General features: G+C 50.0%; 18 protein-coding genes. 14 read left to right on the forward strand and 4 right to left on the reverse strand.

What is annotated here, in order from left to right:
• The first annotated feature begins 33 nt into the window (after positions 1 to 33).
• Complete coding sequence (locus tag AC6R0L_RS03410) at positions 34 to 1293, forward strand: DEAD/DEAH box helicase (RefSeq protein WP_500628233.1); 1260 nt, start codon at positions 34 to 36, stop codon at positions 1291 to 1293.
• 310 nt (positions 1294 to 1603) lie between these two features.
• Positions 1604 to 2803 (forward strand): type III PLP-dependent enzyme, encoded by a 1200-nt coding sequence (locus AC6R0L_RS03415; RefSeq protein ID WP_500628234.1) that lies wholly within the window; start codon positions 1604 to 1606, stop codon positions 2801 to 2803.
• Positions 2804 to 2943: 140 nt separating this feature from the next.
• Here AC6R0L_RS03415 and AC6R0L_RS03420 read toward each other — a convergent pair whose 3' ends face one another.
• On the reverse strand, positions 2944 to 4071 hold the full coding sequence (locus AC6R0L_RS03420) for an acyl-CoA desaturase (RefSeq protein ID WP_500628235.1): 1128 nt from the start codon (positions 4069 to 4071) through the stop codon (positions 2944 to 2946).
• Positions 4072 to 4312: 241 nt separating this feature from the next.
• Here AC6R0L_RS03420 and AC6R0L_RS03425 point away from each other — a divergent pair, with 241 nt between their 5' ends.
• The 3 genes from AC6R0L_RS03425 to AC6R0L_RS03435 all read left to right on the forward strand — a co-directional run bounded on the left by AC6R0L_RS03425 (position 4313) and on the right by AC6R0L_RS03435 (position 9276).
• The gene (locus AC6R0L_RS03425) at positions 4313 to 4873 is read left to right on the forward strand and encodes a GNAT family N-acetyltransferase (RefSeq protein WP_487901456.1); all 561 of its coding nucleotides are present in this window, start codon (positions 4313 to 4315) and stop codon (positions 4871 to 4873) included.
• 98 nt (positions 4874 to 4971) lie between these two features.
• Positions 4972 to 6114, forward strand: a complete 1143-nt coding sequence (locus AC6R0L_RS03430; protein ID WP_500628236.1) for an efflux RND transporter periplasmic adaptor subunit — start codon at positions 4972 to 4974, stop codon at positions 6112 to 6114.
• Between the two features lie 9 nt (positions 6115 to 6123).
• A complete protein-coding gene (locus AC6R0L_RS03435; protein WP_500628237.1) occupies positions 6124 to 9276 on the forward strand; it encodes an efflux RND transporter permease subunit in 3153 nt (1050 codons plus the stop codon).
• A gap of 92 nt (positions 9277 to 9368) precedes the next feature.
• Here AC6R0L_RS03435 and AC6R0L_RS03440 read toward each other — a convergent pair whose 3' ends face one another.
• Positions 9369 to 10925, reverse strand: coding sequence for an arylsulfatase (locus AC6R0L_RS03440; RefSeq protein WP_487901459.1), 1557 nt, complete (start codon positions 10923 to 10925; stop codon positions 9369 to 9371).
• A 283-nt stretch (positions 10926 to 11208) separates the two neighbouring features.
• On the opposite strand from AC6R0L_RS03440, the gene AC6R0L_RS03445 reads away from it, so the two are divergent.
• The 8 genes from AC6R0L_RS03445 to AC6R0L_RS03480 all read left to right on the forward strand — a co-directional run bounded on the left by AC6R0L_RS03445 (position 11209) and on the right by AC6R0L_RS03480 (position 21189).
• Entirely contained in the window at positions 11209 to 13533 is a 2325-nt protein-coding gene (locus tag AC6R0L_RS03445) for a multiheme c-type cytochrome (RefSeq protein WP_500628238.1), read from the forward strand.
• A 128-nt stretch (positions 13534 to 13661) separates the two neighbouring features.
• Complete coding sequence (locus AC6R0L_RS03450; RefSeq protein ID WP_487901460.1) at positions 13662 to 14642, forward strand: AAA family ATPase; 981 nt, start codon at positions 13662 to 13664, stop codon at positions 14640 to 14642.
• A gap of 13 nt (positions 14643 to 14655) precedes the next feature.
• Positions 14656 to 15621, forward strand: coding sequence for a DUF58 domain-containing protein (locus tag AC6R0L_RS03455; protein ID WP_500628239.1), 966 nt, complete (start codon positions 14656 to 14658; stop codon positions 15619 to 15621).
• Positions 15618 to 16106, forward strand: a complete 489-nt coding sequence (locus AC6R0L_RS03460; protein ID WP_500628240.1) for a DUF4381 domain-containing protein — start codon at positions 15618 to 15620, stop codon at positions 16104 to 16106. Before AC6R0L_RS03455 ends, AC6R0L_RS03460 begins: the two co-directional genes overlap by 4 nt.
• Positions 16103 to 17176: a vWA domain-containing protein gene (locus tag AC6R0L_RS03465; protein WP_500628241.1), complete on the forward strand. Its 1074-nt coding sequence runs from the start codon at positions 16103 to 16105 to the stop codon at positions 17174 to 17176. Before AC6R0L_RS03460 ends, AC6R0L_RS03465 begins: the two co-directional genes overlap by 4 nt.
• The gene (locus AC6R0L_RS03470; RefSeq protein ID WP_500628242.1) at positions 17166 to 18875 is read left to right on the forward strand and encodes a VWA domain-containing protein; all 1710 of its coding nucleotides are present in this window, start codon (positions 17166 to 17168) and stop codon (positions 18873 to 18875) included. The genes AC6R0L_RS03465 and AC6R0L_RS03470 overlap by 11 nt, the downstream gene beginning before the upstream one ends.
• Positions 18872 to 20167, forward strand: coding sequence for a BatD family protein (locus tag AC6R0L_RS03475; protein WP_500628243.1), 1296 nt, complete (start codon positions 18872 to 18874; stop codon positions 20165 to 20167). The genes AC6R0L_RS03470 and AC6R0L_RS03475 overlap by 4 nt, the downstream gene beginning before the upstream one ends.
• A gap of 119 nt (positions 20168 to 20286) precedes the next feature.
• Positions 20287 to 21189, forward strand: coding sequence for a LysR family transcriptional regulator (locus AC6R0L_RS03480; protein ID WP_487901466.1), 903 nt, complete (start codon positions 20287 to 20289; stop codon positions 21187 to 21189).
• Between the two features lie 62 nt (positions 21190 to 21251).
• Here the strand turns inward: AC6R0L_RS03480 and AC6R0L_RS03485 are convergent, their stop codons facing one another.
• Positions 21252 to 22940 (reverse strand): alkaline phosphatase family protein, encoded by a 1689-nt coding sequence (locus tag AC6R0L_RS03485; protein WP_500628244.1) that lies wholly within the window; start codon positions 22938 to 22940, stop codon positions 21252 to 21254.
• Between the two features lie 20 nt (positions 22941 to 22960).
• On the reverse strand, positions 22961 to 23734 hold the full coding sequence (locus AC6R0L_RS03490) for a formylglycine-generating enzyme family protein (RefSeq protein ID WP_500628245.1): 774 nt from the start codon (positions 23732 to 23734) through the stop codon (positions 22961 to 22963).
• A 131-nt stretch (positions 23735 to 23865) separates the two neighbouring features.
• Here AC6R0L_RS03490 and AC6R0L_RS03495 point away from each other — a divergent pair, with 131 nt between their 5' ends.
• Positions 23866 to 25185: an anaerobic sulfatase maturase gene (locus AC6R0L_RS03495; RefSeq protein WP_500628246.1), complete on the forward strand. Its 1320-nt coding sequence runs from the start codon at positions 23866 to 23868 to the stop codon at positions 25183 to 25185.

Here is a 25185-nt window from a genome sequence, read left to right on the forward strand (position 1 = left end):
AATCGCCGACCCGACTCTATTTGGAATTGCACAATGTCTCTATTTACTCAACTTGGTCTTGATTCTTCGCTTGTCGCAGCGGTGGAACGTTTGGGTTTCGATACGCCCACAGCCATACAAGAGCAGGCCATTCCAAAAGTACTGCAAGGGGTCGATTTGTTGGCCGGTGCGCAAACCGGTACGGGGAAAACCGCCGCGTTTGGTTTGCCGATTATCCAACTTTTGAGCCAAGCGGCGTTAAAGCGCGATCCACAAAGCAACGATGTGTTGGCGCTGATCGTGGTGCCCACGCGTGAGTTAGCGCAGCAAGTGTACGACAACCTCAGCGCGTACAATCAGACCAGTGAATTGCACATTGTCACCGCGTATGGCGGCACAAGCATCAATGTACAAACGCGTCACCTCGCCAATGGCTGTGATATTTTGATCGCAACGCCTGGGCGCCTGCTTGATCACCTTTACTGTAAACACATCCAACTTAAGAAAACACGTTACTTGGTGTTGGATGAAGCGGATCGCATGTTGGATATGGGCTTTATGCCGGATATTCAACGCATTCTCAAAGCGACAAACCCAGAGCGTCAAACGCTGTTTTTCTCTGCCACGTTTGATAAACGCATCAAAACGCTAGCGCACAAAATGCTCAATGAGCCGCAAGTCGTGCAAGTATCGCCGGCCAACAGCACCGCTGAGAAAGTGGAGCAGATGGTCTATCCGGTCGACAAAAAACGCAAAGCGGAATTGTTGGCCTATTTGATTGGATCTAAAAACTGGCAGCAGGTGTTGGTCTTCACCAAAACCAAGCAGGGCAGTGATGCGTTGGCCAAAGAGTTAAAGTTAGATGGCATTAAGGCTGCTTCTATCAACGGTGATAAAAGCCAAGGGGCACGCCAGCAAGCGCTCGACGATTTCAAATCAGGTAAAGTGCGTGCGTTGATTGCCACAGATGTCGCCGCGCGAGGCTTAGACATTGCGCAATTAGAGCAGGTGGTGAACTTCGATTTACCTTACAAAGCGGAAGACTATATCCACCGGATTGGCCGTACGGGCCGCGCGGGTCAAGCCGGGCTAGCGGTCTCTTTGATGGCAAAAGACGAAGAGTACCTGCTTGAGGCGATTGAGCGTTTGCTTGATCAGCGCTTACCACAAGAGTGGCTGGCGGGCTTCGAACCGAGTCTGATTGAAGAGATGGAACCTGATCGTGCGCCAAGGAAAAAAAGCCGTTCATCGGAAAAGCGTAAAATGAAAGCCAAGCTGAAAATTCATGCGGGACGCGGTAAGAAAAAGGGCTGATCACAGGCGTTAGGTCATCGCGTGGAGTGGATAAAGAATCCTTATCTAGACGATAAAAATAAGTGTCTTTTCTTTTGCCCATTTCCTATTGCACTGACCGACTCATGACCTTACTATCGCCCTGCTTCTTGATGATAGCCAATCCGAGTACATCACATTCTGTTTTGTGGCAAGGCGATAGAGCAACTATCCAAGAGTGACTTTGACTGCGCGTATTGCGCTTTATTGACGCTCCATTGTTCATCGATTTGCTTACCCCTCCAATAGGGCAGCGCGACGAGCAATGCCTAAATTGTTGGAGAAAGCTATCATGGCTAACACACACTCAGTACTTGGTTTTCAATCTTTTGCTTCCCCTGCGATGGCAGCGAGTGAAGCGCAATTCATCGAATCAGCGGTGAGCCAATATGGCGCACCTTTGATGCTCCTCGATTGCGACATCATTCGTGAACGCTACCAAGCGCTAAGCCGTGCACTGCCGAATGTCACCTTGCACTTCGCACTTAAGCCACTGCCACACCCTGCTGTTGTTCGCACTCTGCTTGAAGAAGGGGCGAGTTTTGACCTTGCCACTACCGGCGAAGTGGAATTGGTGGCCGAGCAGGGCGTGCCTGCTGAGCGCACGATTCATACTCACCCAATCAAACGTGATGCCGATATCCGTGATGCCTTAGCGTACGGTTGCAACGTGTTTGTGGTCGACAACTTGAACGAATTGGCGAAGTTTAAGCCTTATCAAGATGAAGTTGAGCTACTAGTGCGCTTGAGTTTTCGCAACAATGAAGCGTTTGCCGATTTGTCGAAAAAATTTGGTTGCACACCAGAGCAAGCACTCGTGATCATCGAGACAGCGCAAATGTGGAATATTCGCATTAAAGGACTCTCTTTCCACGTGGGTTCACAAACGATGAATCCGCAGAAATACGTCGACGCGATTCACGCCTGCCGTGATGTCATGGACAAAGTGGTGGCGAAAGGGCTACCGGCACTGAGTACCTTAGATATCGGCGGAGGTTTCCCAGTGTGCTATACACAAAAAGTGATGCCGATTGATGAGTTTTGCCAACCGATCAACCAAGCGCTTGCTACCCTACCAGAAACAGTGCAGGTGATTGCTGAGCCAGGACGTTTTATTGTGGCAGAGGCAGTAACCAGTGTGGCATCGGTGATGGGCCAAGCGGAGCGTGAAGGTCAGATGTGGTACTACCTAGACGATGGTATCTATGGCTCGTTCAGTGGTCTCATGTTTGATGATGCGCCTTACCCAATGGCGGTACTGAAGCAAGGTGGCGAGATGATGCCAAGTGTGCTGGCAGGTCCAACGTGTGACAGTATTGATGTGATTGCGGAAAACATCATGCTACCGATGCTCGAAAATGGTGACTTGGTGGTGGGCCGCATGATGGGTGCGTACACTAGTGCGACCGCGACCGACTTCAACTTTTTCAAACGTGCGACTACGGTGTTGATCAACGAGCATCGTATACAAGACGAGCGTATGATTGGCTAATAGCCAGAGTGCGGCTTGAGCGGCACTCTAATCAAGACAAGCCATTATCGAAACATGAATGCAACAAAGGGAGCGTCAGCTCCCTTTGATCATTTAAGGCTTTTACTTTTAGATACTTTAGACTGAACAAAGTGTTCTGATTAGGCGTATTGAGCGATCTGTCCTTCCCAGCGACGTTTTTGTGCGGCGAGATCCTGTTTCAACTGTTGATAGCGCAGTTTTAAGAGGGATTGCTCGTAGCGCTCAACCATGTTGCTTTTCTTCGCTTCGAGGACCTGCTTCTTCACCTCGTAGTAGTCGGTCATTTTGCTCATCAACTGCTCAAACTCTTTGTTGAGCGTATCGCTGATGAGGCTCGCATTTGGCATAGAGCGAATGTTAGATTTGGCGCGCTCTAGCGTCATTTTTGCGCGCGCTTTCTCTATCTTAATCTTGGGAGTCACGCGAAGTTTCTCCGCCAATCCTACCCATTCACAACTTTTGATTAGCCACTTAGTTGGATCGTACTGCCACCAATGAATACCATTGCGGTAGTCATTTTCAAAGATGTGGTGGTAGTTGTGGTACCCCTCGCCAAACGTGAAGAACGCGAGAATCCCGTTGTCACGTGCGGTGTTCTTGTCCGTGTAAGGTTGAGCGCCCCAGATGTGCGCCAATGAATTAATGAAGAAGGTGGAGTGGTGACTCAGCACCAAACGCACGACGCCCACCATCAACACCATGCCCCAAACATCGCCATATAGAAGGCCAAGGCCCACAGGAATACCAAGGTTGGTCACCAACGCGAGTAAGAGATAGTGTTTGTGTTGCCACATCACGATCTTATCTTTCTGTAAGTCGCGGCAGTTGGCGTAATCGGCGTAGATCTCTTGATTGTAGTTTCTTAGCATCCAGCCAATGTGAGAAAACCAAAACCCGCGTTTGGCCGAGTATGGATCTTTGTCATTGTTGTCGACGTGTTTGTGGTGGACGCGATGGTCAGAACTCCAATGGAGGATACTGTTTTGCAGAGCAAAAGCACCACCGAGCGCAAACAGCAATCGGATAGACCAGTGACCTTGGTAGGTTTTGTGGGACCACAAGCGATGATAGCCTGCAGTAATGGAGAGATTACAAAACGAGTACGTCACCACCAGCCAGAACCAGTGTTGCCACTGATAACCAAACTCGATGCCATACCACGGAGCGGCAATCGCAGCGACTAAAAAGGTAGAAACAAACAGTAAAACATTGACCCAAATGAGAGGCGGCTTTTCCTTAATCGACATGATGCAAACCTTCAGCTAACACGTGTTCGCCAGAATAGTCAGCGTACACGTGTAAGTCAAACGAAAGTTGAAAGGACTGAGAGCTAAATCTGTAACAGAGTAATTCACTGTTTTGTTTGCAAAGTGAACCCAATAGGCCCGGATTTATTGCTTATCTTTGACAGGATGTTTGGCTTTTTGTTAAATGTTCAATAGTATGAATGTGTAATTCATCCTTACAGGAAGTAATAAGGAACTATAAATGGAAATAAAAGTAGCGGAATATAGCGACTTCGAGCGTATAGCAGGATTGCATGCAAAAAGTTGGCAACGCTTCTATTCTGGCATCCTATCTAAAGCGTATCTCGGAGAAGAGGTACAATCCGAACGTAAAATCATCTGGCAAACGCGCTTAACCAATCCACCGTTCAATCAAGCGGTGTATGTGATTGAAGAAGGTGGGCTATTGTGCGGCTTTGTGTGTGGTTTTGGTAATCATGATTTTGAGCGCGGCACCATCATTGATGCCCTTCATGTGGATGACTACTTTCGCGGTCGCGGTATTGGCCTGACACTACTCAAAGCGATTGCCGATTGGGCACGTCAATATTTCCCTGATAACGGCGTGTATCTTGAAGTACTCAAGGGGAATCAGCAGGCGATTGATTTCTATGAGCATATTGGTGGTCAGTTAGCACAAGAGAGGCTATGGAATGCCCCATGTGGTACTCAAGTTCCAGAACTGGTTTATACCTGGCCATCGCCCGACGTTTTGTATCAACAAGTTGATAACTTATTGCAAAGGCGTTTAGTTACAAACTGATACACAATACGGTATCGCTCTGATACTTCTCGGACAGAAGCGATGTGAATTGTGTTTATGTTCATGATGAACCAATTTCATTTCATTAGCGGTTTATCATGAAAAAGACGTTAATCATCACTGCGCTCACCAGTGCGCTTTTTATTACAGGTTGCAACGATTCTTCTACGGCTGCCCAAGGTGGATCAGCGCCGTTAGTGGTCGTTGAACCTGTCACTGAAATTTCCTACCAAGAAAGCAAATCCTACATTGGCCGAGTGGAGGCGGTGGAAGACACCAACATCACGGCACAAGTGACAGGCTACCTTAAAGCGCACCATTTTGACGAAGGGCAGATGGTGGCAAAAGGTCAGCTGCTTTTCACTATCGAACCTTCTTCTTTTGAAGCGCAATTGGCGAGTGCTAAAGCAAGCTTGGCGCAGGCCAACGCCGCGCTGAAAAAAGCGCAACTCGATTTCGAACGCGGGAAAAACCTCTTGCCCAAAGGCAGTATCTCGCAGTCAGAATTTGACAATTTGAATGCCAACTTGCTTGGCGCGCAAGCACAAGTTGAAGCAGGCAAAGCGCAAGTCAACTTGGCTGAGGTCAATCTCTCGTATACCCAAATTCGCGCACCGTTTTCAGGTCGCATCAGCGAGAGCCACTTCAGCACCGGCGATCTGGTCTCTCCGCAAAGTGGTGTGCTGACAACGCTCGTCAGTCTTGACCCTGTCCACACCGCGTTTAGCGTCAGTGAACGTGAACGCTTAGCCCTCGGGGTGGATTCAATCAAAGGCGATGGCCGCGAAGGGGCCCACTCTGTCGAAGTACAGGTGCTGCTTGAAAACGGTCAACCTTTCGACCACTTTGGCGAGCTGGACTATTTAGGGAATCGTATTGATCTCAACACAGGCACTATCGCGATGCGCGCGCGTGTGCCAAACCCTGATTATCGCTTGCTTCCCGGGCAACATGTTCGTGTTGAGTTGCGAGAGAAACAAGCAAAGCCGGCGGTAGTGGTTGCAAGACGTGCAGTACAAACCGACTTAGAAGGCCACTTTGTTATGATCCTAGCAAAGGGGAATATTGCTGAGCGCCGCAACGTGACGCTTGGTCAGCAAACACCGCAAGGGGTGATCATTCGAGATGGCGTGATGGCTGGCGAGCAAGTGATTACCCAAGGTCTGCAACGTGTCCGTAATGGCGTGCCTGTCCATGTTTCACCGCAAGATGAAACGTCGACAAATGCGACGCAATCGTAAGGGGGCAGGATGCTGAGTCGTTTCTTTATCCAGCGCCCTAAGTTCGCGCTGGTTATCTCGATCATATTAACCTTAGCTGGAGCGATTGCGTTGGCAATCTTGCCTGTTGCTGAGTACCCGAAAATTAGTCCTCCTTCGGTCAGCGTGAGCGCGTTTTACACTGGGGCGAGTGCCGAAGTCGTTGAGCAAGCCATTGCCGATCCGATAGAAACCTCGGTTAACGGCGTTGAGAACATGATCTACATGTCATCAAAAAGCGCTAACGATGGTTCGTACAGCCTCAATGTCACCTTCGACGTCGGGACCGATCCAGACATGGCGCAGGTCAACGTGCAAAACCGCGTCTCGCAGATTGAGTCAAAGCTACCCCAAGAAGTCCGTATGGTCGGTGTGACGGTGAAAAAGCGCTCGCCAGATTTGCTGATGGTGCTCAACTTCTACTCACCCGATGGCAAGTATGACGATCAGTTTTTGATCAACTACATCAACCTCAACGTCAAAGATCAGCTCGCGCGAGTGAAAGGCATCAGTGAAGTCAACGTTATTGGAGGAGGAGAATACGCAATGCGTGTTTGGCTCGATCCTGACAAGATGGCTAACCTGAAACTGACCACATCGGATGTCTACGCCGCACTCAGTGAGCAAAATGTGCAAGTGGCTGCCGGTCGAGTGGGGGCTGCTCCATATAGTGAAACTCAGGAAGTGCAGTTTAACCTAGTCACTAAAGGGCGTTTGGAGAGCGTTGAAGAGTTTGAGCACGTGGTGCTGCGCGCTAACCATGATGCGTCGACTGTCTATCTGAAAGATGTGGCAAGAGTGGAGCTGGGCAAAAAGTTTTACGACGGAAGCGGCCAGTTCCGTGGCCGCGATGCGTCGATTGTCGCGTTGTCACTGCAATCGGATGCCAATGCGCTAGAAAGTGGTCAAGCGGTGATGGATTTGCTTGAGCGCATGAGCGCCAACTTCCCAGAAGGCATGGCGTATGAGACCAGTTATGACACCACAGTGTTTGTCGCTGAATCGATCAAAGGGGTGGTCAAAACCTTAATTGAGGCGATTTTGTTGGTGATTGCGGTGACCTACTTGTTCTTAGGCAGCGCGCGAGCCACCTTAATTCCCGTGTTTGCCATTCCGGTCTCCTTGATTGGTACTTTTGCCATCATGCAAGCGACGGGCTTTACGATTAACACCGTCACCTTGTTTGGTTTGATTCTGGCCATCGGTATTGTCGTTGATGACGCAATTTTGGTCATCGAAAACGTGGATACCACGATGGCGAAAGACCCGACCATTTCCCCGCGTAAAGCCACTTTGCTGGCGATGAAAGAGGTGACGGGGCCGATCATTACCTCGACACTGGTGTTGCTGGCGGTATTCTTACCTGTTGCTATGTTGCCGGGTATTACCGGCATCATGTACCGTCAGTTTGCGTTAACCATCTGTATCTCTGTGGTGATTTCGTCCATCAACGCGCTGACCCTCTCGCCGGCACTCTGTTCTTTGGTGCTCAAGCAGGGTGGAGGCAATACCGCTCGTTGGTTTAACGTCTTTAACCGCGGGTTAGATAACGTCACGCATCGCTATGGTCAGATCGCGGGTTTCTTGGTGAAAAAGACCGTCTTATTGGCCGGATTCTTTGTTGTTGCCGTGGTAGCGGTCGGCTTTTTCGCCAAAACGACTTCTACCGCCTTTGTTCCCCAAGAGGATAAAGGCATCTTGTTGATCAATGTCCAGTTGCCTGACTCTGCGTCTTTGTCAAGGACCGAGGCGGTCACGGGCTCGCTGATTGATTTGGTCAGCCAGGAGCCGGGCGTAGATGGCGTGACGGTAGCGAATGGTTACTCCTTTATGACCGGTGCCGCAGCATCAAACGGTGCATCTCTGTTCGTTAAACTGCACGATTGGAATACACGCAATGCGCTCACAGGTGATCACAGCGCCAATGCGATCGCTCAGCGGATCAACGGAAAAGCAGCGATGACACTGCCGCAGGCGGTTGTATTCGCAATGGGACCGCCTGCCGTGCCAGGTATGGGCGCCGCGTCTGGATTTGAGTTCGTACTCGAAGACACGTTGGGACGTAGCCGAACCGATCTGGCGCTGGTAATGGGGCAGATGATTGCAGCGGCCAATCAGCAACCTGAGATCGCGTATACCTTCAGTACCTTTAGGGCGAACGTACCGCACTATTACATCGATATTGATCGTGAAAAAGCACAGCAATTGGGTGTCCCGTTGTCGTCAGTATTCCAGACGCTGCAAGGTAATCTGGGATCACTCTATGTCAACGACTTCACCCTATTTGGAAAAAACTTCCGCGTCACGATGCAAGCTGATGGCGAGCACCGCCGTGGCATGGAAGATTTGCAGCGTTTCCACGTGCGCAGTCATTCGGGAGAGATGGTGCCGCTTAGCACTTTGGTCAGCTACGAGCAGGTATTTGAGCCTGATGTGGCATGGCGTTACAACATGTACCGCAGCGCCATTATTCAGGGTCAACCGGCACCGGGGTACTCCAGTGGCGATGCGATTGCAGCGATGGAGCGAGTCGCGGCGGAAATGTTACCACAAGGCTACCAATACGAGTGGACAGGCATGGCCTACCAAGAGGTCTTAGCCGGTAACCAAGCGATCTTCGCGTTCGCGCTGGCGTTGATTTTTATTTACTTGTTTATGGTGGCGCAGTATGAAAGCTGGAGTATTCCACTGGCGATCATCTTGGTTGTGCCAGTCGCAACGCTCGGATCTTTCTTGGCGTTAAACCTTGCCGGAATGCCACTCAATCTTTATGCGCAAATCGGACTGGTGCTGCTGATTGCCTTGGCGGCGAAAAACGCCATTTTGATTGTCGAGTTCGCTAAGGTCGAGCGCGAAGAGAAAGAATCACCAATCGATGAGGCGGCAGTTCAGGGCGGAAAACTGCGTTTTCGCGCCGTTAATATGACGTCTTGGTCGTTTATCTTAGGGATCTTCCCATTGATCTTTGCCAATGGCGCGGGCCACATCAGTCAAAACTCGTTAGGTGTTTCTCTTATCGGCGGGCTGTTGTGTGTTCTACTCGCAGGTACTTTCTTAATCCCAGGTTTCTACGCTTTGGTGCAGAGGCAGAGGGAAAAAGTACATGGTGGTCCGACGAAATTAATCCCGCTGGATGATGAATAACTTGGATTTTACATACTGTTGAATGCATAAAAAAAACGCTCTGCCATGTGGCAGAGCGTTTTGCTTTGAATGAACTTAACGAGTAAGGCTAATTACTTAGCTGTCGCCGCTTCAAGCTGCTTCAGTTTTCCTTGAAGCATCATAACGTTCTGGTTGAAGTTACCTGGGTTCAACACTTGGCTTGCTTGGAACGGGTACTGGTTGATTGTTGCCAAGAATGGTGCGATCTGCTGTTGTACCGGAACAAACAACCACATGTTATCTGCCATCCAACGTAGGTACAGACCAGATTCGTGTGGTGCTTTTTCAAATGGGTCAGCACGTAGGTGAACAATTGAAGGCCAGTTGGTTTGGAAACGTACGCCGTCAGCGATGTTACCTTCCATATGTGCAAACTGAACTTTAAAGTCATTCCAACGAACAGCATCTAAGTCACTGTTAGCTGAGAAGTAAAGTAGAGACTCACGAGGACCTTTCTCTTCTTTGCCTTCAAAGTAAGGTAGGAAGTTGTAGCCATCTAAGTGTACACGCCAGTTCTTACCGTTGTATTTCGCACCCTTATCTGATTTTAGTTTATCTACGACTTTGTCATCGCCAGCCGCTGCAAGTAGCGTTGGGATCCAGTCTTTGTGAGACATGATGTCGTTGATCTTAGTACCAGGTTCGATCACACCAGGCCAACGAACCAATTGAGGTACACGGAAACCGCCTTCCCAAGTGGTACCTTTTTCACCGTGGAAGAAAGTTGCACCGCCGTCTGGCCATGTGCCTGTTTCCGCACCGTTATCGGTTGAGTAGATAACGATCGTGTTGTCAGCAACACCCAGTTGATCGAGCTTATCTAGTAGCACACCAACGTGATCATCGTGCTCTAACATACCGTCAGCGTAGATAGAGATGCCTGATGCGCCTTGGTATTTCTCTTGTAGACGAGTCCAAACGTGCATACGTGTGGTGTTGTGCCAGATGAAGAAAGGTTTGTCCGCCTTCACTGCACGCTCCATGAAGTTCAATGATGCTTCTAGGAACTCTTCGTCTGCCGTTTCCATACGCTTACGCGTCATTGGGCCGGTATCTTCAATCTTACCGTCAGCCGTTGACTTAATAACGCCACGTGGAGCGTATTTTGCGCGGAACTCTGGATCTTTCGGGTAGTAGTAGGTCTCTGGTTCTTCTTCTGCGTTTAGGTGGTAAAGGTTACCGAAGAATTCGTCAAAACCGTGCGCAGTAGGAAGGTGTTTGTCTTGGTCACCCATGTGGTTCTTACCGAACTGAGCGGTCATGTAGCCCTGTTCTTTAAGAAGATCAGCGATGGTTGGAGCCCAATCAGGAATACCGTGATCTGAACCTGGCATACCGATAGTCAGAAGACCAGTACGGAATGGTTCTTGACCTGTCAAGAAGGCAGCACGACCTGCAGTACAAGATTGCTGACCGTAGTGGTCAGTAAACAGTGCACCTTCGTTAGCGATACGGTCGATGTTTGGGGTTTCGTAACCCATCATGCCGTTGTTGTATGCACCGATGTTGAAGATACCAACATCGTCACCCCAGATCGCTAGGATGTTCGGTTTATCCGCAGCGACAGCCATGGTAGACGTAGCGATTGCTGCGACACCCATAGCCAGTTTGCTTAGATGGTTAGCCATAAGGACTCCAATAGTTATGTGAGTTGTGTAGAACAAAGACTTTGCTCTTATCGCCATACAATAGTAGCCAAATTTGTGAAAGTCTCTTTATAGTTAATATAACCTAAGGTTATGCGCATTTTTTAAGTTGTTGATTTTACGGTATTAAATGATTAATTGACCTTTCGTTCTGTAAAGTTAATCGTGAGATGTGAGAGCAGGTTCAATTATTTAGGTGATGAAGTGAAGTGGAATAACCTTAACGCGTATGATTTAAATAGATTTATTTGAGGTTGGAGAAACTATGTCCATAGGGATATCAGTAAGCAACAAACTGAGATGTTTTTTACAATGTTTGACCCATTTGGGACTCATGATGACTGGCGTTCTCTCATTTGCCTCCAACGCAGAGTTCCAGTACGTTGGCTCTGAGGCTTGTATCGATTGTCACCAAGAGTCTTATACTGCATGGCAGGGTTCTCACCATGATATGGCGATGCGCCATGCTAAATCCGATTCAGTGCTCGGTGATTTCCAAGATGCGAGCATGACGCACAATGGGAAAAAGTCTCGGTTCTACAAAAAAGACGAAGAATATTGGGTCACCTTGGAAGGACTAAACGGTGAAATGCAAGATCATCAGATTCTTTATACCTTCGGTTTTGACCCTTTGCAGCAGTACATGGTTGCCTTTGATGATGGCCGAGTACAACTGATTCCCTATGCATGGGATTCAAGACCTAAATCAGATGGTGGGCAGCGCTGGTTTCATCTTTACCCAGATACGACGCCTACCGATGAATTCTATTGGACCAATAGTGGCCAAAACTGGAACTTTATGTGCGCTGATTGTCACTCTACTAACCTCAAGAAAAATTATGACGCCGAGAGCAATCAATACAACACGACTTGGTCAGAAATCAATGTCGGTTGTGAAGCGTGCCACGGCCCGGGAAGTGAACACGTTGAGCAAGCAACGCAGTATGCCAATCAGCCGCGCAGCGAATGGTCAAAGCAGAGTGCCCACCTTGGCTTTGATCGTGATTTAGGCCAATCAGTCGCTAATTGGGTTTATCAAGAAGGGCATTCGACCTTACAGCCAGACGCAATCGTACCGACAGCGCAAGTGCAAACTTGTGCCCAGTGCCATAGCCGTCGGACCCAGTTGAATGAGACGGGCGATCATGTGAATGGCTCATTTTTTGACAAATACCGCTTAAGCTTGATCACGCCAGAGCTTTATCACCATGATGGCCAAATTTACGATGAAGATTATGTTTACGGCTCGTTCTTGCAATCGGAGATGGCGAGAAAAGGTGTAACGTGCAGCAATTGCCATGATCCACACAGTGCTAAGTTGAAAGTGGCCGAAGAGGCCGTGTGTGCACAATGTCACTTAGCATCGGATTATACGCCAGAAAAGCACACCTTCCATGCTCCAGACAGTGAGGCATCGAAATGCACCACATGCCATATGCCCGAGACGACGTATATGCAGGTGGATCCAAGGCGCGATCACAGCTGGCATGTGCCACGTGCGGATATCGCCAAACATATTGGTACACCCAATGTGTGCACTGCTTGTCACACAGATCAAAGTGCGCAGTGGGCGGACGAGCAAGTCGGCGCATGGTTCCCAGACTCCCCTTATCGAAATCAGCAACATTTTGCCGTGGCTTTTTACGCCGATGAGATTGGGCATCAAGGCAGCGCCGATGCACTTGCTTACAGCGCGCAAGATGCCTCGTTGGCGCCAATTATTCGCGCCTCTGCACTAGAGCGTATGGCGGGAAATCAGAGTCAAAATACGTTGATTTCGCTCGCGCGAGCAGTCAAACACGACAATGAGATGATTCGCCTTGGCGCCATTGAAGGGGCGTCGGGGTACGAGTTTGCTGATCAGTGGAAAATACTCTCACCGCTGCTTAGTGATCCAGTCCTTGCCGTGCGAACCGAAACCGCCGCCGCGTTAGTCAGTGGCTATTTGTCGATGAGTGCGGAACAAAAAGCGCAATTGAAACCGGCGCTTGAGGAGTATATCGAGATTCAACGCTTTAACGCCGATCGCGGCTTTGGTCGCGTTAATCTTGGCAATGTGCACCGTCAGATGGGCGACAGTGGGCAGGCCGAACGTTTGTATCAACAAGCGATACAACTTGAACCCTATTTTGAGAACAGTTACATCAACTTAGCCGATCTTTACCGCACCCAAGGCGACGAGAGTAAAGCACGTGAGGTGCTGCTGAGTGGTCTTGCTGCGCAGCCCAACTCCTCGATCATCCCTTACAGCCTAGGGTTATCCTTGCTTCGCAGCGGCGATCGAGCAAAGGCCAATGATTATCTGGCCATGGCAGCCAAAGGCGCGCAAACCAATGCCCAATATTGGTATGTGTACGGTCTTGCTCTGGAGGGCAGTGATGTAATGGCGGCCAGTCAGGCGCTCAATCAAGCGTATCAAGTGGGCGGAAACCCTCAACATCTTTATGCTCAGTGTGAAGTCTTAGCGCGCAACCGACACAGCGCTGAGGTAGACGAAGCCCTCAAGGCGTGTCTGGGCACATTAGCGCAAGTGGTCCCCCCAGAGGTGGTGGGGCAACTGCGCGCGCGGCTTGGATTAGCCCCTAAGTAAAGGGCGAAGTATGACAGGTATAACCAATAGTTATAGGGTAAATCGCTACGATAGGGCAGATGCCATACGGTCTCATTGGAGACGAGCGAGTAGCAGCAACATTGCGGTTAAATAGAGTGGAGCACAATATGAATCAAGCACAGCAGGCCATTGCCGCCCTGATTGAACAAACAGAGAAGAGTGTCATCGGGCAAAGCCACGTCGTGCGAGCATTGGTGATTGGTTTATTGACTAATGGTCACATCTTGTTAGAAGGCTTACCGGGTACGGCGAAAACACGCTCGGTCAAATCGCTGGCGAACCTTCTTAATACACGCTTTGGCCGCATCCAATTTACGCCAGACTTGTTGCCTTCTGATGTGACGGGCACTGAGGTGTATCAAGAAATCGATGGCCATCACCAACTCCACTTCCAGCCGGGTCCGATTTTCAATTCGATTGTTTTGGCTGATGAAGTGAACCGCGCGCCGGCAAAAGTGCAGGCGGCGCTCCTTGAGGCAATGGCCGAGGGCACGATCACGGTCGGCGAAAAAACGCACATCCTACCTGAGCTTTTTATGGTACTCGCGACACAAAATCCCGTCGAGCAAGAGGGGACCTACCCCTTACCAGAAGCGCAAATGGACCGCTTTATTATGAAAGTGACGGTTGATTATCCAGAAGACGAAGCGGAGCGAGACATTATCCGCCTTGTACGCAGTGAGGAGTTGGGTGCGGCCAATCGTGCGACCCCGGATTTAAATACAATTGAAGTCAAGCATGTGTTGGACGCGCGCAAACAACTGCCATCCATTACCGTCAGCGAGATGGTAGAAAATTATATTGTGGCACTGGTGATGGCAACGCGTAAACCCGAGCGCTACGGTGAATCAAACCTCGCCCAGTGGATCGAGGTGGGCGCGAGCCCACGTGCGTCAATTGCGCTTGATAAGTGTGCGCGCGCAAGTGCTTGGCTCGCAGGGCGTGACCACGTCACGCCAGACGATGTGCGAAGCGTTGCACCTGCGGTGCTCGGTCACCGTTTCACCTTGACTTATGACGCGTTAGCTGACGGCGTTGATCATCAACGTGTGGTCAATGAGCTGCTTGATTGTGTGGCGATTGGATAAGTAAGGGGCATTGATGGCTAAGCCGACATTAGCACCGAAATCACAAGGGCTCGACCCAAGGCTCTACAGTGATTACGCCACGTTAGTACGCCTGCAAGCTCAAGCACAATCCTTCACGCTGCTGCCGCATTTAAAATCGGCCAGCGTATTGGCGGGGCGTAATACGTCGCTATTTCGAGGGCGTGGGCTCAACTTTGAAGAGCTACGCCACTATCAGTTAGGTGATGACATTCGCAACTTAGATTGGAAAGTGACCCTGCGCACCGGCAAGCCTCATGTGCGAAGCTATACCGAAGAGAAAGATCGCAACGTGATGATCTGTGTTGACCAACGCAGTGCGATGTATTTCTCTTCTGTGCAGGTGATGAAATCTGTGGTGGCCGCGGAAGTGGCTGCCTTGTGCGCTTGGCGCGTCCTTAAAGATGGCGATCGGGTTGGGTTTTCGCTCGCCTCGAGCCAGTCTATTGTGCACAGCAAATCTCAGCGCAGCCAAAATCAACTGCTTGGTCAGCTCAAACACTTGGTTAAGGCCAACCAAGCGCTCAATGTGGACAGTACCGATACTGCGTCCGTGAGTTTTTCCCATTGGATGGAGCAACTGCAACGCATGCGCTTAAAACAGACCACTATTATCATGATCAGTGATTGGCACGATTGCCAAGATCATGATGTGGATCGTCTTAAGCAGCTCCAACAACACAATGATGTGCTCGCGGTGATGGTCAGTGATCCCTTAGAGCAATCACTGCCGTCCCGATTGGCGTCCATGAATTGGGTGGTCGGCGATGGCGAATACCAGTTAAATCTCGATAGTCGCAGTAAGCTTTCTCAAGCGAATTTAGAGTTAGAGCAACGGATGAAGAATCAGCGTCAATCGCTCAGTCGTTTGATGGCGTCGAAAAAGTTGCCGTACATTGAATTGGCCACCGACGGTGAACACATTGCGCAGTTTCAGCGCCGTGTAGGAGGGCGAGGATGAGTATGACACATACGCCACCAAGCACCTACATTTTGCGTGATTTGCACGACGTCGCCGTGCCCGCGAGCATCAGCTGGTGGCCACAAACCTTAGGTTGGAAACTCGTCGCGCTATTTATCCTGCTCGCTGCGCTGTACGGCGGCTACCGCTATGCGCGCTTTTGGTGGCGCAATCGCTACCGCCAAGAAGCGCTGAACGCCATTGCAAGGCTTGAACCGACTGATCCCCAGTTTGCTTCGCAGCTCTTTCACATCATTAAAGTGGTGCTGGTCTATCTAGATAGCCGCAACAGTCCGTTATTTGGCGCCCCCTTTACGGATAAGCTCAATGCCATTTGCGTGGATGCGCCGTTTGACGCCCCGCTTGCTGAGCGTTGGATGAATCATTTAGTTAATCCCGCGGCGCCACTTAGCGATCACGACAAACAAGCGCTGATTGCGCAATCGAAACAGTGGCTGAGTCGTCATCAGGAGCGCGCACGATGAATAGTTGGCAAAGTCTTTTATCCATGAGTGGCTTTGAGTTCTCTTATCCCGCTTGGTTTGTGGTGTTGCCGCTGCCACTGTTGATCTATTGGTGGGTACCGGCTTATCGCACCAAGCAGATGGCGACCAAAGTGCCATTTTTTACCCTTTTGGTTGAAGCGATGGGCGAGGCGCCAAGTCAAGGGGCAAGCCAGCTTAAACCGACTTGGTGGCAGCGTGCGACGTTGCTGCTCTCATGGGTGCTGGTGGTGATGGCGCTTGCTAAACCGACGGTGTTGGGCGAACCACAAGTGAGAGAAAGTATCGGCCGTGATGTGATGGTGGTGGTCGATTTATCCGGGTCGATGGCGGAAACCGACTTTACCAGTGCCTCAGGTCAAAAAGTCTCCCGTCTTGATGCCGCAAAAGAAGTGCTGGAAGAGTTTGCGCAATCGCGCCAAGGGGACCGACTAGGCTTAATTCTGTTTGGTGACGCAGCGTTTGTGCAAACACCGTTTACCGTTGACCATGACGTGTGGCTTGAACTCTTGTCGCAGACCGATGTGGCGATGGCTGGGCAGAGCACCCACCTTGGCGATGCGATCGGTTTGGCAATCAAAGTGTTTGAACAAAGTGACAATAACACGCAAACAGGCGACGAGGCTCGCGCACGCGAAAAAGTGGCGATCGTCCTCACCGACGGGAACGACACTGGCAGCTTTGTTGAACCCATAGACGCGGCAAAAGTCGCCAAAGCGAAAGGGGTTCGTATCCACGTTATTGCGATGGGCGATCCGCAAACGGTGGGTGAAACTGCGCTGGATATGGAGGTGATCGAACGGATCGCCAGTGAATCCGGTGGACGTGCGTTTGAAGCGCTTGACAGGGCGGCGCTTAGTGATGCCTATCAGATCATTTCAGACATCGAACCCGAACTGTTTGAAAGCCTGACCTATCGGCCGAAACAGAGCATTCATCATCAGCTCATCGCCGTAGTTGTGGTGATCTATTTACTTGCGTTTGCGCTGGCGACAAGCAAGCGCATTCATCGGGCGCGCCGCTCACAGTCAGGAGGTCAAGGTGTTCGATAGCCAGCTGTGGGTACAGTTTTTTACCCAGTTTCATTTTATTCGTCCTTTTTGGTTGTTAGCACTGGTTCCGATGTTGCTGCTGCTTTGGCTGCGTTGGCGAGAAGAGAGTCAACCAAGTTGGCAGGAGATCTTACCGGCGCACCTTAGAAAGGCGCTAACCATTGGTGATGCTGGGTGGCGCAAGCAGCTACCCCTCAAACTGTTGGTGATGATCGTCACTTTGGCGATAGTGGTGTGCGCAGGCCCTACATGGCAGCGCGAGGCGTCGCCGTTTGGCGAAGATCGAGCAGCGATGCTGGTGGTACTCGATAGCAGTGATACCATGTTGGAAACCGATGTTGCGCCAAGTCGACTGGAACGTGCGAAACATAAAATTCGTGACTTGTTAGCCCTACGAAGTGGTGGCAGCACCGGACTGCTCGTGTTTGCGGGTAGTGGTCACACTGCTATGCCCTTGACACAAGATGTCGCGGTATTTGCGCCATTTTTAGCCGCGATCGAGCCAAGCATCATGCCCGAATCGGGTAAGAACGCCGATACCGCCTTGGCGCTTATCGACGATCAGCTCAATCAGCAACCGGGCTCAACAGTGCTATTGGTCAGTGATGGTGTCACGCCGAGTGCCATTAATGCCTATCAACGCTTTTTTGCTGAGCGTCCTTATCAGCTCGTCATTCTGGCGGCGGGCAATGAGCAAGTGGCGAGCACCAGTCAGGCAAAATCCTCCCTCGACCTTCAGTCACTCAATCAGTTGGCGGATGCTGTCGGCGGAAGAGTGGTTGAAATGAGCATTGATGAGAGCGACGTCGAGCAGATCAACCGTTACGTTGAGCGTAATATGCAAATGAACGGCGATTCGGCGATGCCTTGGCAAGATATGGGGTATTGGCTTTTGATCCCGGTGATGTTGCTGATGTTGTTGTGGTTTAGAAAAGGCTGGCTGGTCCAGTGGTGTTTGGCCCTAACATTGCTTGGCTCGGTAGGCTTGCCATCGCCAGTGCTGGCGCAAACTGTTTCGACGCATGCCGAATCACCCGTAAACGTTGAAGTACCGACGATGCTTGATGAGGCGGCGCAGTGGTGGTGGGATCTCTGGTTAACCCCAGATCAGCAAGGCCAGCGCTGGTTTAACCGCGGCGACTATTTACGTGCAGCCAAACATTATCAAAGCCCGTTGCATAAAGGCGTCGCCTATTACTACGCCGCTGAGTACAAGCTCGCCCACACGGCGTTTCTTTCGATGCAAAATGATCAGCGTGATGAATCGCACTATCTCGGTTTGTATAACGCCGCCAGTGCCTTGGCGCGTCAACGGGAATATTTAGCCGCGCGCAACTTGCTCAATAGTTTGCTTGATGACGAGAATCTGCCCGAAGCGCTAAGAAAAGACGTGCTCAATAACCGCGATGTGTTGGCTGGGATCGTTGAGGAGATCAACCGCTTAAGCGAGAGCCAGACCAGTGTGTCGGATGGGTTGGAAGACTCGTATGAGTTGTCTGATAACCCTCAAACCGCCGATGGCGCCGAAGAGAATACCGTTGAAGAGCTGCTCAACAAAGAGAGCTTAAACGCCCGCGAGATTTTAGGCAGTGATGAGCTCGCGGATAAGTGGCTAAAACGAGTGGAAGCGGATCCCAAACGTTTCTTACGCACGAAATTTTATCTTCAGCAGCAATCGGCGCAGGGAGAGTCTCAATGAAATCCATCATGGTTTGGCTAACGTGTGCCTGTTTCGCCGCTTTAATGTCGACAAGCGTGCATGCCCAGACGTTTGGCGGTAAACAGCGCAGCGCACAAGTCGAAATCCGCGCTTGGCTAGGTGACGAACAAGCGCCAAGCGCAACGCCACAGTTTACAGTCAACGAACAGATTGTCATGACGATTGATGTCAGTACGCCGCGTTGGTTTACGGCAGGGACGAATATTCAAAACGTGGAGTTGGCAAATGTGATTGCGATGCAGCGTAACCCGAGAGCCACCAACTACACGGAGCGTCGTAGTGGCGAAACCTGGTCACACCAACGTTGGGAGATCACGCTCTACCCTCAAGCATCGGGTGATTATGTTGTACCACCGTTGGCTTTGGCTATCACTGTGTCGGCGGAAGATGGCAAGCCGCTGTCGGGTACACTACAAACGCCACCGCTACCTTTTCAGGTTGTGCTACCTTCTGGGCTGATTGACACACAAAAAAGTTGGTTTAGCGCCAGCGAGGTTGAGGTTTCCCAGCAGTGGCAGCGTTCAAACGAGGTGCTTAATGTCGGGGATAGCATCACGAGAGCGGTAAGTATCACGGCCAATGATAGCCTCTCCGTTTTGCTGCCCGAACTTCTCGATGGGTCGCGATCGGATTTTTACCAAGCCTACTCACAACCCAGTGCCCTCGACGATACGCAGCAGCGAGGTAACTATCGTTCAGAGCGTAAAGAAGAGGTAGTGTATGTCTTGCAGCGAGGTGGAACCTTAACCTTGCCCGATATCGAATTCCAGTGGTGGAACAGTGAGACGAAGCAACTTGAGCATATGACGATTGAGGGGCAGAGTTTTGTGATTAAACATACGCTCAGCTCTTGGCTTAAAGCCTACGCGCCTTGGTTGATTGCGCTGCTTGTTGTCTTGTTGAGCGTTACTGTGTTTGCTCTGCTAACGCTGCGTTACTATCGCACGCACCCAACACCCACTTGGCTCGTGTTTAGACGTACGCTGAAAGCAAAAGAGTGGGGCGCCGCTAGAGCATTGATTTATCGCGAACACCGCGCACGAACGGGCCGACGCACACTGCTTTCTAGTCAGCCGCTTTCTGACGCGAAACAGGACGACGAGTGGCAGATGCAAACCCGCGCTTTGCAAGCAGGGAGCGAAGCGGTCAATGTCTATCAAGCGTTATGGCGCCTTATCCGTCAAAGCACAGGCCGTTTTAGTGCGAGATTCAATCGCGTCGCCTTGCCTAAAGCACTCCCTGATCTTGCTAAGAAAAAGCGTGACTCTTGATGGAAACATGCTTTTTGTCGGCAATTTTCGCCATATAGGCAGCATTTTGTGTGTTTTCATTTCGATACCGAGTGGCATTTTCGTTACAATAACGCCTTTCCTGCCCAGCCTGTATCGATATGAAAACCACAGAACTTAATCTTATCCCCATTTTTGTTGCGATCTTCGAAGAACAGAATTTATCCCGAGCGGCCACACGTTTGGATATCAGCCAACCTGCGGTGAGTAAAGCGTTGGCGCGTTTGCGAGATATTTACGACGAGCCTTTGTTCCATCGCAGTACCAGTGGGGTAGAGCCAACCAGTTTTGCCATTGATATCTATCCTGCGATGTCGGCCGCGCTAAAGAACTACACCTCAACGCTTTCAGCGTCGCGTGAATTTGACCCGAAAATCACCAATCGTACCTTTTCGATTGCCTCTGTTTCTGTCCCGAGTTACCAGTTGTTGCCCCTGCTGCTTAAGCAGATCAGACAGCATGCGCCAAACATAGCACTCGAGATTCACCCTCTCTTTACCGAAGACTACGAAAGTGATTTGCGTCTGCAACGCTATGATTTAATTATTGATATTGAGCCTAGAGACCGCACGAAACTCAAGTATGAGCGACTTTACAGTGAAGAGATGATCGTGGTTTGTGCGAAGGATCACCCGCGCATTGGCGATACCATTTCGCTCGAAGGATTTTTGGAGGAGGAGCACGTTGTGGTCTCGCGCTGGCAAAGCCGCACTAGTTTGCTCGGCGAGCACATTACCGAGTTAGCAAAGCGCAAGGTGGCGTACCGCGCGTCAGGCGCTTTTGAAATGCTGCCTGTCATCAGTGGCGGCGAGTACATTGGTATCTGGCCGTGTCGCGCGTTAAAAAGCTTTACTGAGCAGTATCAGTTGAAGGCGATCCCATTACCTTTTAGTAACGCTGAGCAGAAACTCAGTATGATCTGGCACCCGAGCCGCACTCAAGAAAGCGGACACGAATGGTTAAGAACGCAGTTGAAACAGGCGGTGAAGGCGTTAGGGTATTAGTGCTTTATGCCAAATTTAAAAGGGCTTCAATGCAAGCCCTTTTCCTTAGAGTTCTTGAACGGTTACTTCTTCACTTCCGTTAGCACATGCCCTGTTGCGCCACTCGGTAGGGTGATGCCTAAGTAGTTAGACAACGTTGGTGCGATGTCGTAAGGCGTCACGTCGCGGTTGACGACTTGAGCCGGTACCTGATGGCCAGCAAAGATCACCGGAACGTGCGTGTCGTAACGCCAAGGTGAACCGTGGGTTGACGCAATGGTGAGGCCATCCATGTCGTTGATGTAGGTGCGCGGTGCGAACACCAAGTACACATCACCAGAGCGATCTGGGTGGTAGTTGTTTTTCACCATATCGAAGACACGCGTATTGGGTAGGCGGTTCGCTGCCACATCACTTGATGTGACCGCATAAGCGACGCCTTCCACTTTGCGAACTTCTTCAGCAATAGCGGCTTGTACGTCCGCCAGTGCGACTTTCTTCTTTGCTATCACGTCGTGATCAAGATAGATGTAAGGCTGCGCGTAAAGGCGTACGGCTTCTTTACCTAAACCGAACTCACTCTTTAATCTTGCTAACACGTTGTCATTAATGATGTTATTGACATCAAAGTAGCTCGCTTGACGAAAACCAAGTTGGCTAGCGTTTGGTGACACTTCAGGCACACCGTGGTCAGCTGAAAGGACAATCAGAGTATTCTCAAGACCAATGTGGTCATCGACGGTTTTAAATAGTTTTGCCAGAGTGCGATCTAAACGAATCAGGTTATCTTCGGTTTCTAGGCTGTCAGGTCCGTAGAGGTGAACCACGTAGTCGTTCGAAGAAAAACTCACCGCGAGATAATCGGTAAACCCACTTTGACCAAGGCGCTCTTGACGCAGCAGGGTTTGCGCGAAATCACCGGTGATCTCATCGCCCGCTGGGCTAACCGTTAGCATGGTAGAGAAGTATTTAAAACTTGACGGTCCGTATGGGTGAGGGAAGGTGCGAGCGAATCCTGCCAAATCGAGTTTGTTCTCTTGGCTGATTTCGTCCAGCGTGTATTGATCACGCTCTAGGCTGAGCTCCCAGCGCTGTCCGCTGTACTGATTCGGAATTTGCTTCTCGTTCCAACGCGATACCCAGTTCGGGTATTGATCGTAGTAGTAGTCGCTGGTGACAAATTCAGACTGCGATTTTGAGAACCAAAATGCTTTGCCGGTGTGGCCCGCTAACGAAATGGCGCCGCGGTCTTTGATCGAGACAGAAAACACCTTGGCTTGGCCGTTGGAAGAAACGGTAAGCTCATCACTAAAGGTGGTGGCGAGAATTGGCTCTGGTGAACGCCCGTCTTGAAGCGCGGTTTTTTGTGTAGGGTCGATTTCCGTTGATTTATCAACACCTGCGCCCGCAGAAAGCATCGAATAGTTCGCGTCTTCGACGTTGTACACCAGTCGTTCTAATTGTCGATCATACCAAACATTACCTACCATACCGTGAACAGAAGGCGGTGCACCGGTCGCGAGTGACACGTGCCCCACAATCGTCTCCGTGTTGCCATGTTGGTAATGGGCGTTGGTATAATGTGTACCTTGATCCATTAAGTAACGGAAGCCACCCTCACCAAAGTTGTGCTTATAACGGTCAAGCAGATCGCCGCGCAAACCATCAACGGTAACTTGCAAAACCAACTTGGGTTTGGCTTCTTGCGCCACGACCATCAGTGGTGCGGAAATCAGAAGTGCACTGGCGGCACCTAGCCATACTGTTTTCATAACATTCCTTAATTGTGGAGTTAATCTTTCGCCAATCTCAAGCCCATATCAGACATGATTATAGTTTGACTGGCGAAATCGCGGCGGAAGTTTTCGGACTCGTTTGCGCTGTAGGCGAAACTGCCACCACGGACGGATTTATGTGCAAGACCGAGGTCACTGTGTTGAGCGTTGTTAGGGTTATCGGTTGGACCAAATCGATAAAATGTATCGTCGAAGGCATCAATAACAAATTCACCGACATTACCTGTCATATCGTATAAGCCAAGCTCGTTCGGTTGCTTTAGACCTACTGGATGGGCACGGTTGTTAGAGTTTGCATCGTACCAAGCCACATCATCAATATTATTAGAACCGGCGTAGGTATAACCTTGACTGTGGATACCGCCCTGAGCGGCAAACTCCCATTCAGCCTCGGTCGGTAAGCGGTAGTTCTCTCCCGTCATTTCGTTGAGCTGTTCCACAAAGTACGTGGCTTGCTGCCAACTTAAGTTGTTTACTGGTACCTGAGGGTCTTTGAAAAAACTTAATGATGAGCCCATCACTGACTCAAATAGCTCTTGAGTTACCTCAAATTTAGATAAGTAAAAACCATCAACCTTCACGCTTCTTGCGGGGCGCTCTGCTTTGGTTGTTGTTTCTGAGTCACTCCCCATGACAAACTCACCGCCCTCAACCCAGACCATATCTTGATTTATTTTTTCAGCGAGTGGATGTGCAGGTTTACTCGCACAACCGGCAAGAGTAAACACAAATAGAGGTATAGAAAGAAGGGATAGACTCGTTTTCATCATCTGTTCTCTGGTAATGTGAGTGTATTGATAATAGCACTTTACACCATAAGCTTTGGTTATAACCCCTATAACATGAACTCACGGATTAGCCGCAGTACACTAACGGTACACAAAAAGATGAAAGGTGATGTATGCAAATTACTCAAGGTCCTCAGTTTCAAGGTAAGGCGTCTAAGCGCATGCATGTGATGGCGAAACCCATCGGTGCAGCTTGCAATATTGATTGCCAATACTGTTACTACCTCAGCAAACAGGACTTGCTTGAGTACAAAAAAGGCTGCTCGCCGCGAATGTCTGATGAGACGCTAGAGCACTACATCAAGACGTACATTGAAGGGCAAAATACCCCTGAAATCATCTTTTCTTGGCAAGGTGGTGAGCCGACGATGCTCGGACTCGAATACTTTGAAAAAATCGTTGAGCTCCAAAATAAATATAAGCCAGAAGGGATTGTGATTTCTAACGATTTGCAAACCAATGGCACCTTGTTAAACGACGAGTGGTGTGCATTCCTTGCCAAAAACAACTTCCTGATTGGCCTAAGTATTGATGGCCCGGAGATGCTGCACAATGCTTACCGTACCAACCGAGCAGGGCGTGGCACATTCAAGCAAGTAATGGCGGCGGTTGACCTGCTGCACAAGCACAAGGTGAACTTTGCTACCTTGACTTGCGTGAATAATCTCACTAGTCAGAACCCACTTGAAGTCTACCGTTTCTTACGTGATGAAGTGCGTTCACCGCAAATCCAATTCATTCCGATTGTGGAACAAAAAACGTTCCGCACCACGGCGCCGCAAACTTGGTCCGCAGGAGATCAACCCAAGCAGGGCGATAAACGCCTGATCCCGGGTCACAAAGATTCGGTGATGGAGCCTTGGTGTGTGTCGGATATGGCATGGGGTAACTTTTTGATTGCGGTATTCGACGAGTGGGTGAAGCACGACATTGGCAAAGTGTTCGTGCAATATTTTGAAGCGAGCATTGAAACTTGGATGGGGCGTAAAAACCCACTGTGTACTCTGGGTGAGTTGTGTGGCAAAGGTCTCGCCATGGAGCCTAACGGCGATCTTTACGCGTGTGACCATTACGTCTACCCAGAATACAAAATCGGTAATATCCACGAGCAAAAAATCGATGATGTTGCTTACAGCGCCGAACAACAAAAATTTGGTTTCGCTAAATCGCGTACGTTGACGACACAGTGCCAGCAATGTGATTACCAGTTTGCTTGCTACGGTGAATGTCCCAAAAATCGCTTTATTCGAACCGCACAAGGTGAACCTGGCTTGAATTATTTGTGTGCAGGTTGGAAAAAGTTCTTCTCACATGTCGATCGCAGTATCGCGTACATCTTGCGTGCAACACGTCATCCTGTCGCTCATGGTAAGTATAGTGACTCCGTTGTTCGCGAAATGATGCAACAACGCAATGAATTGAATAAGGGGTAA

This window comes from Vibrio sp. R15-SG3-ISO1A (genome assembly GCF_059833955.1).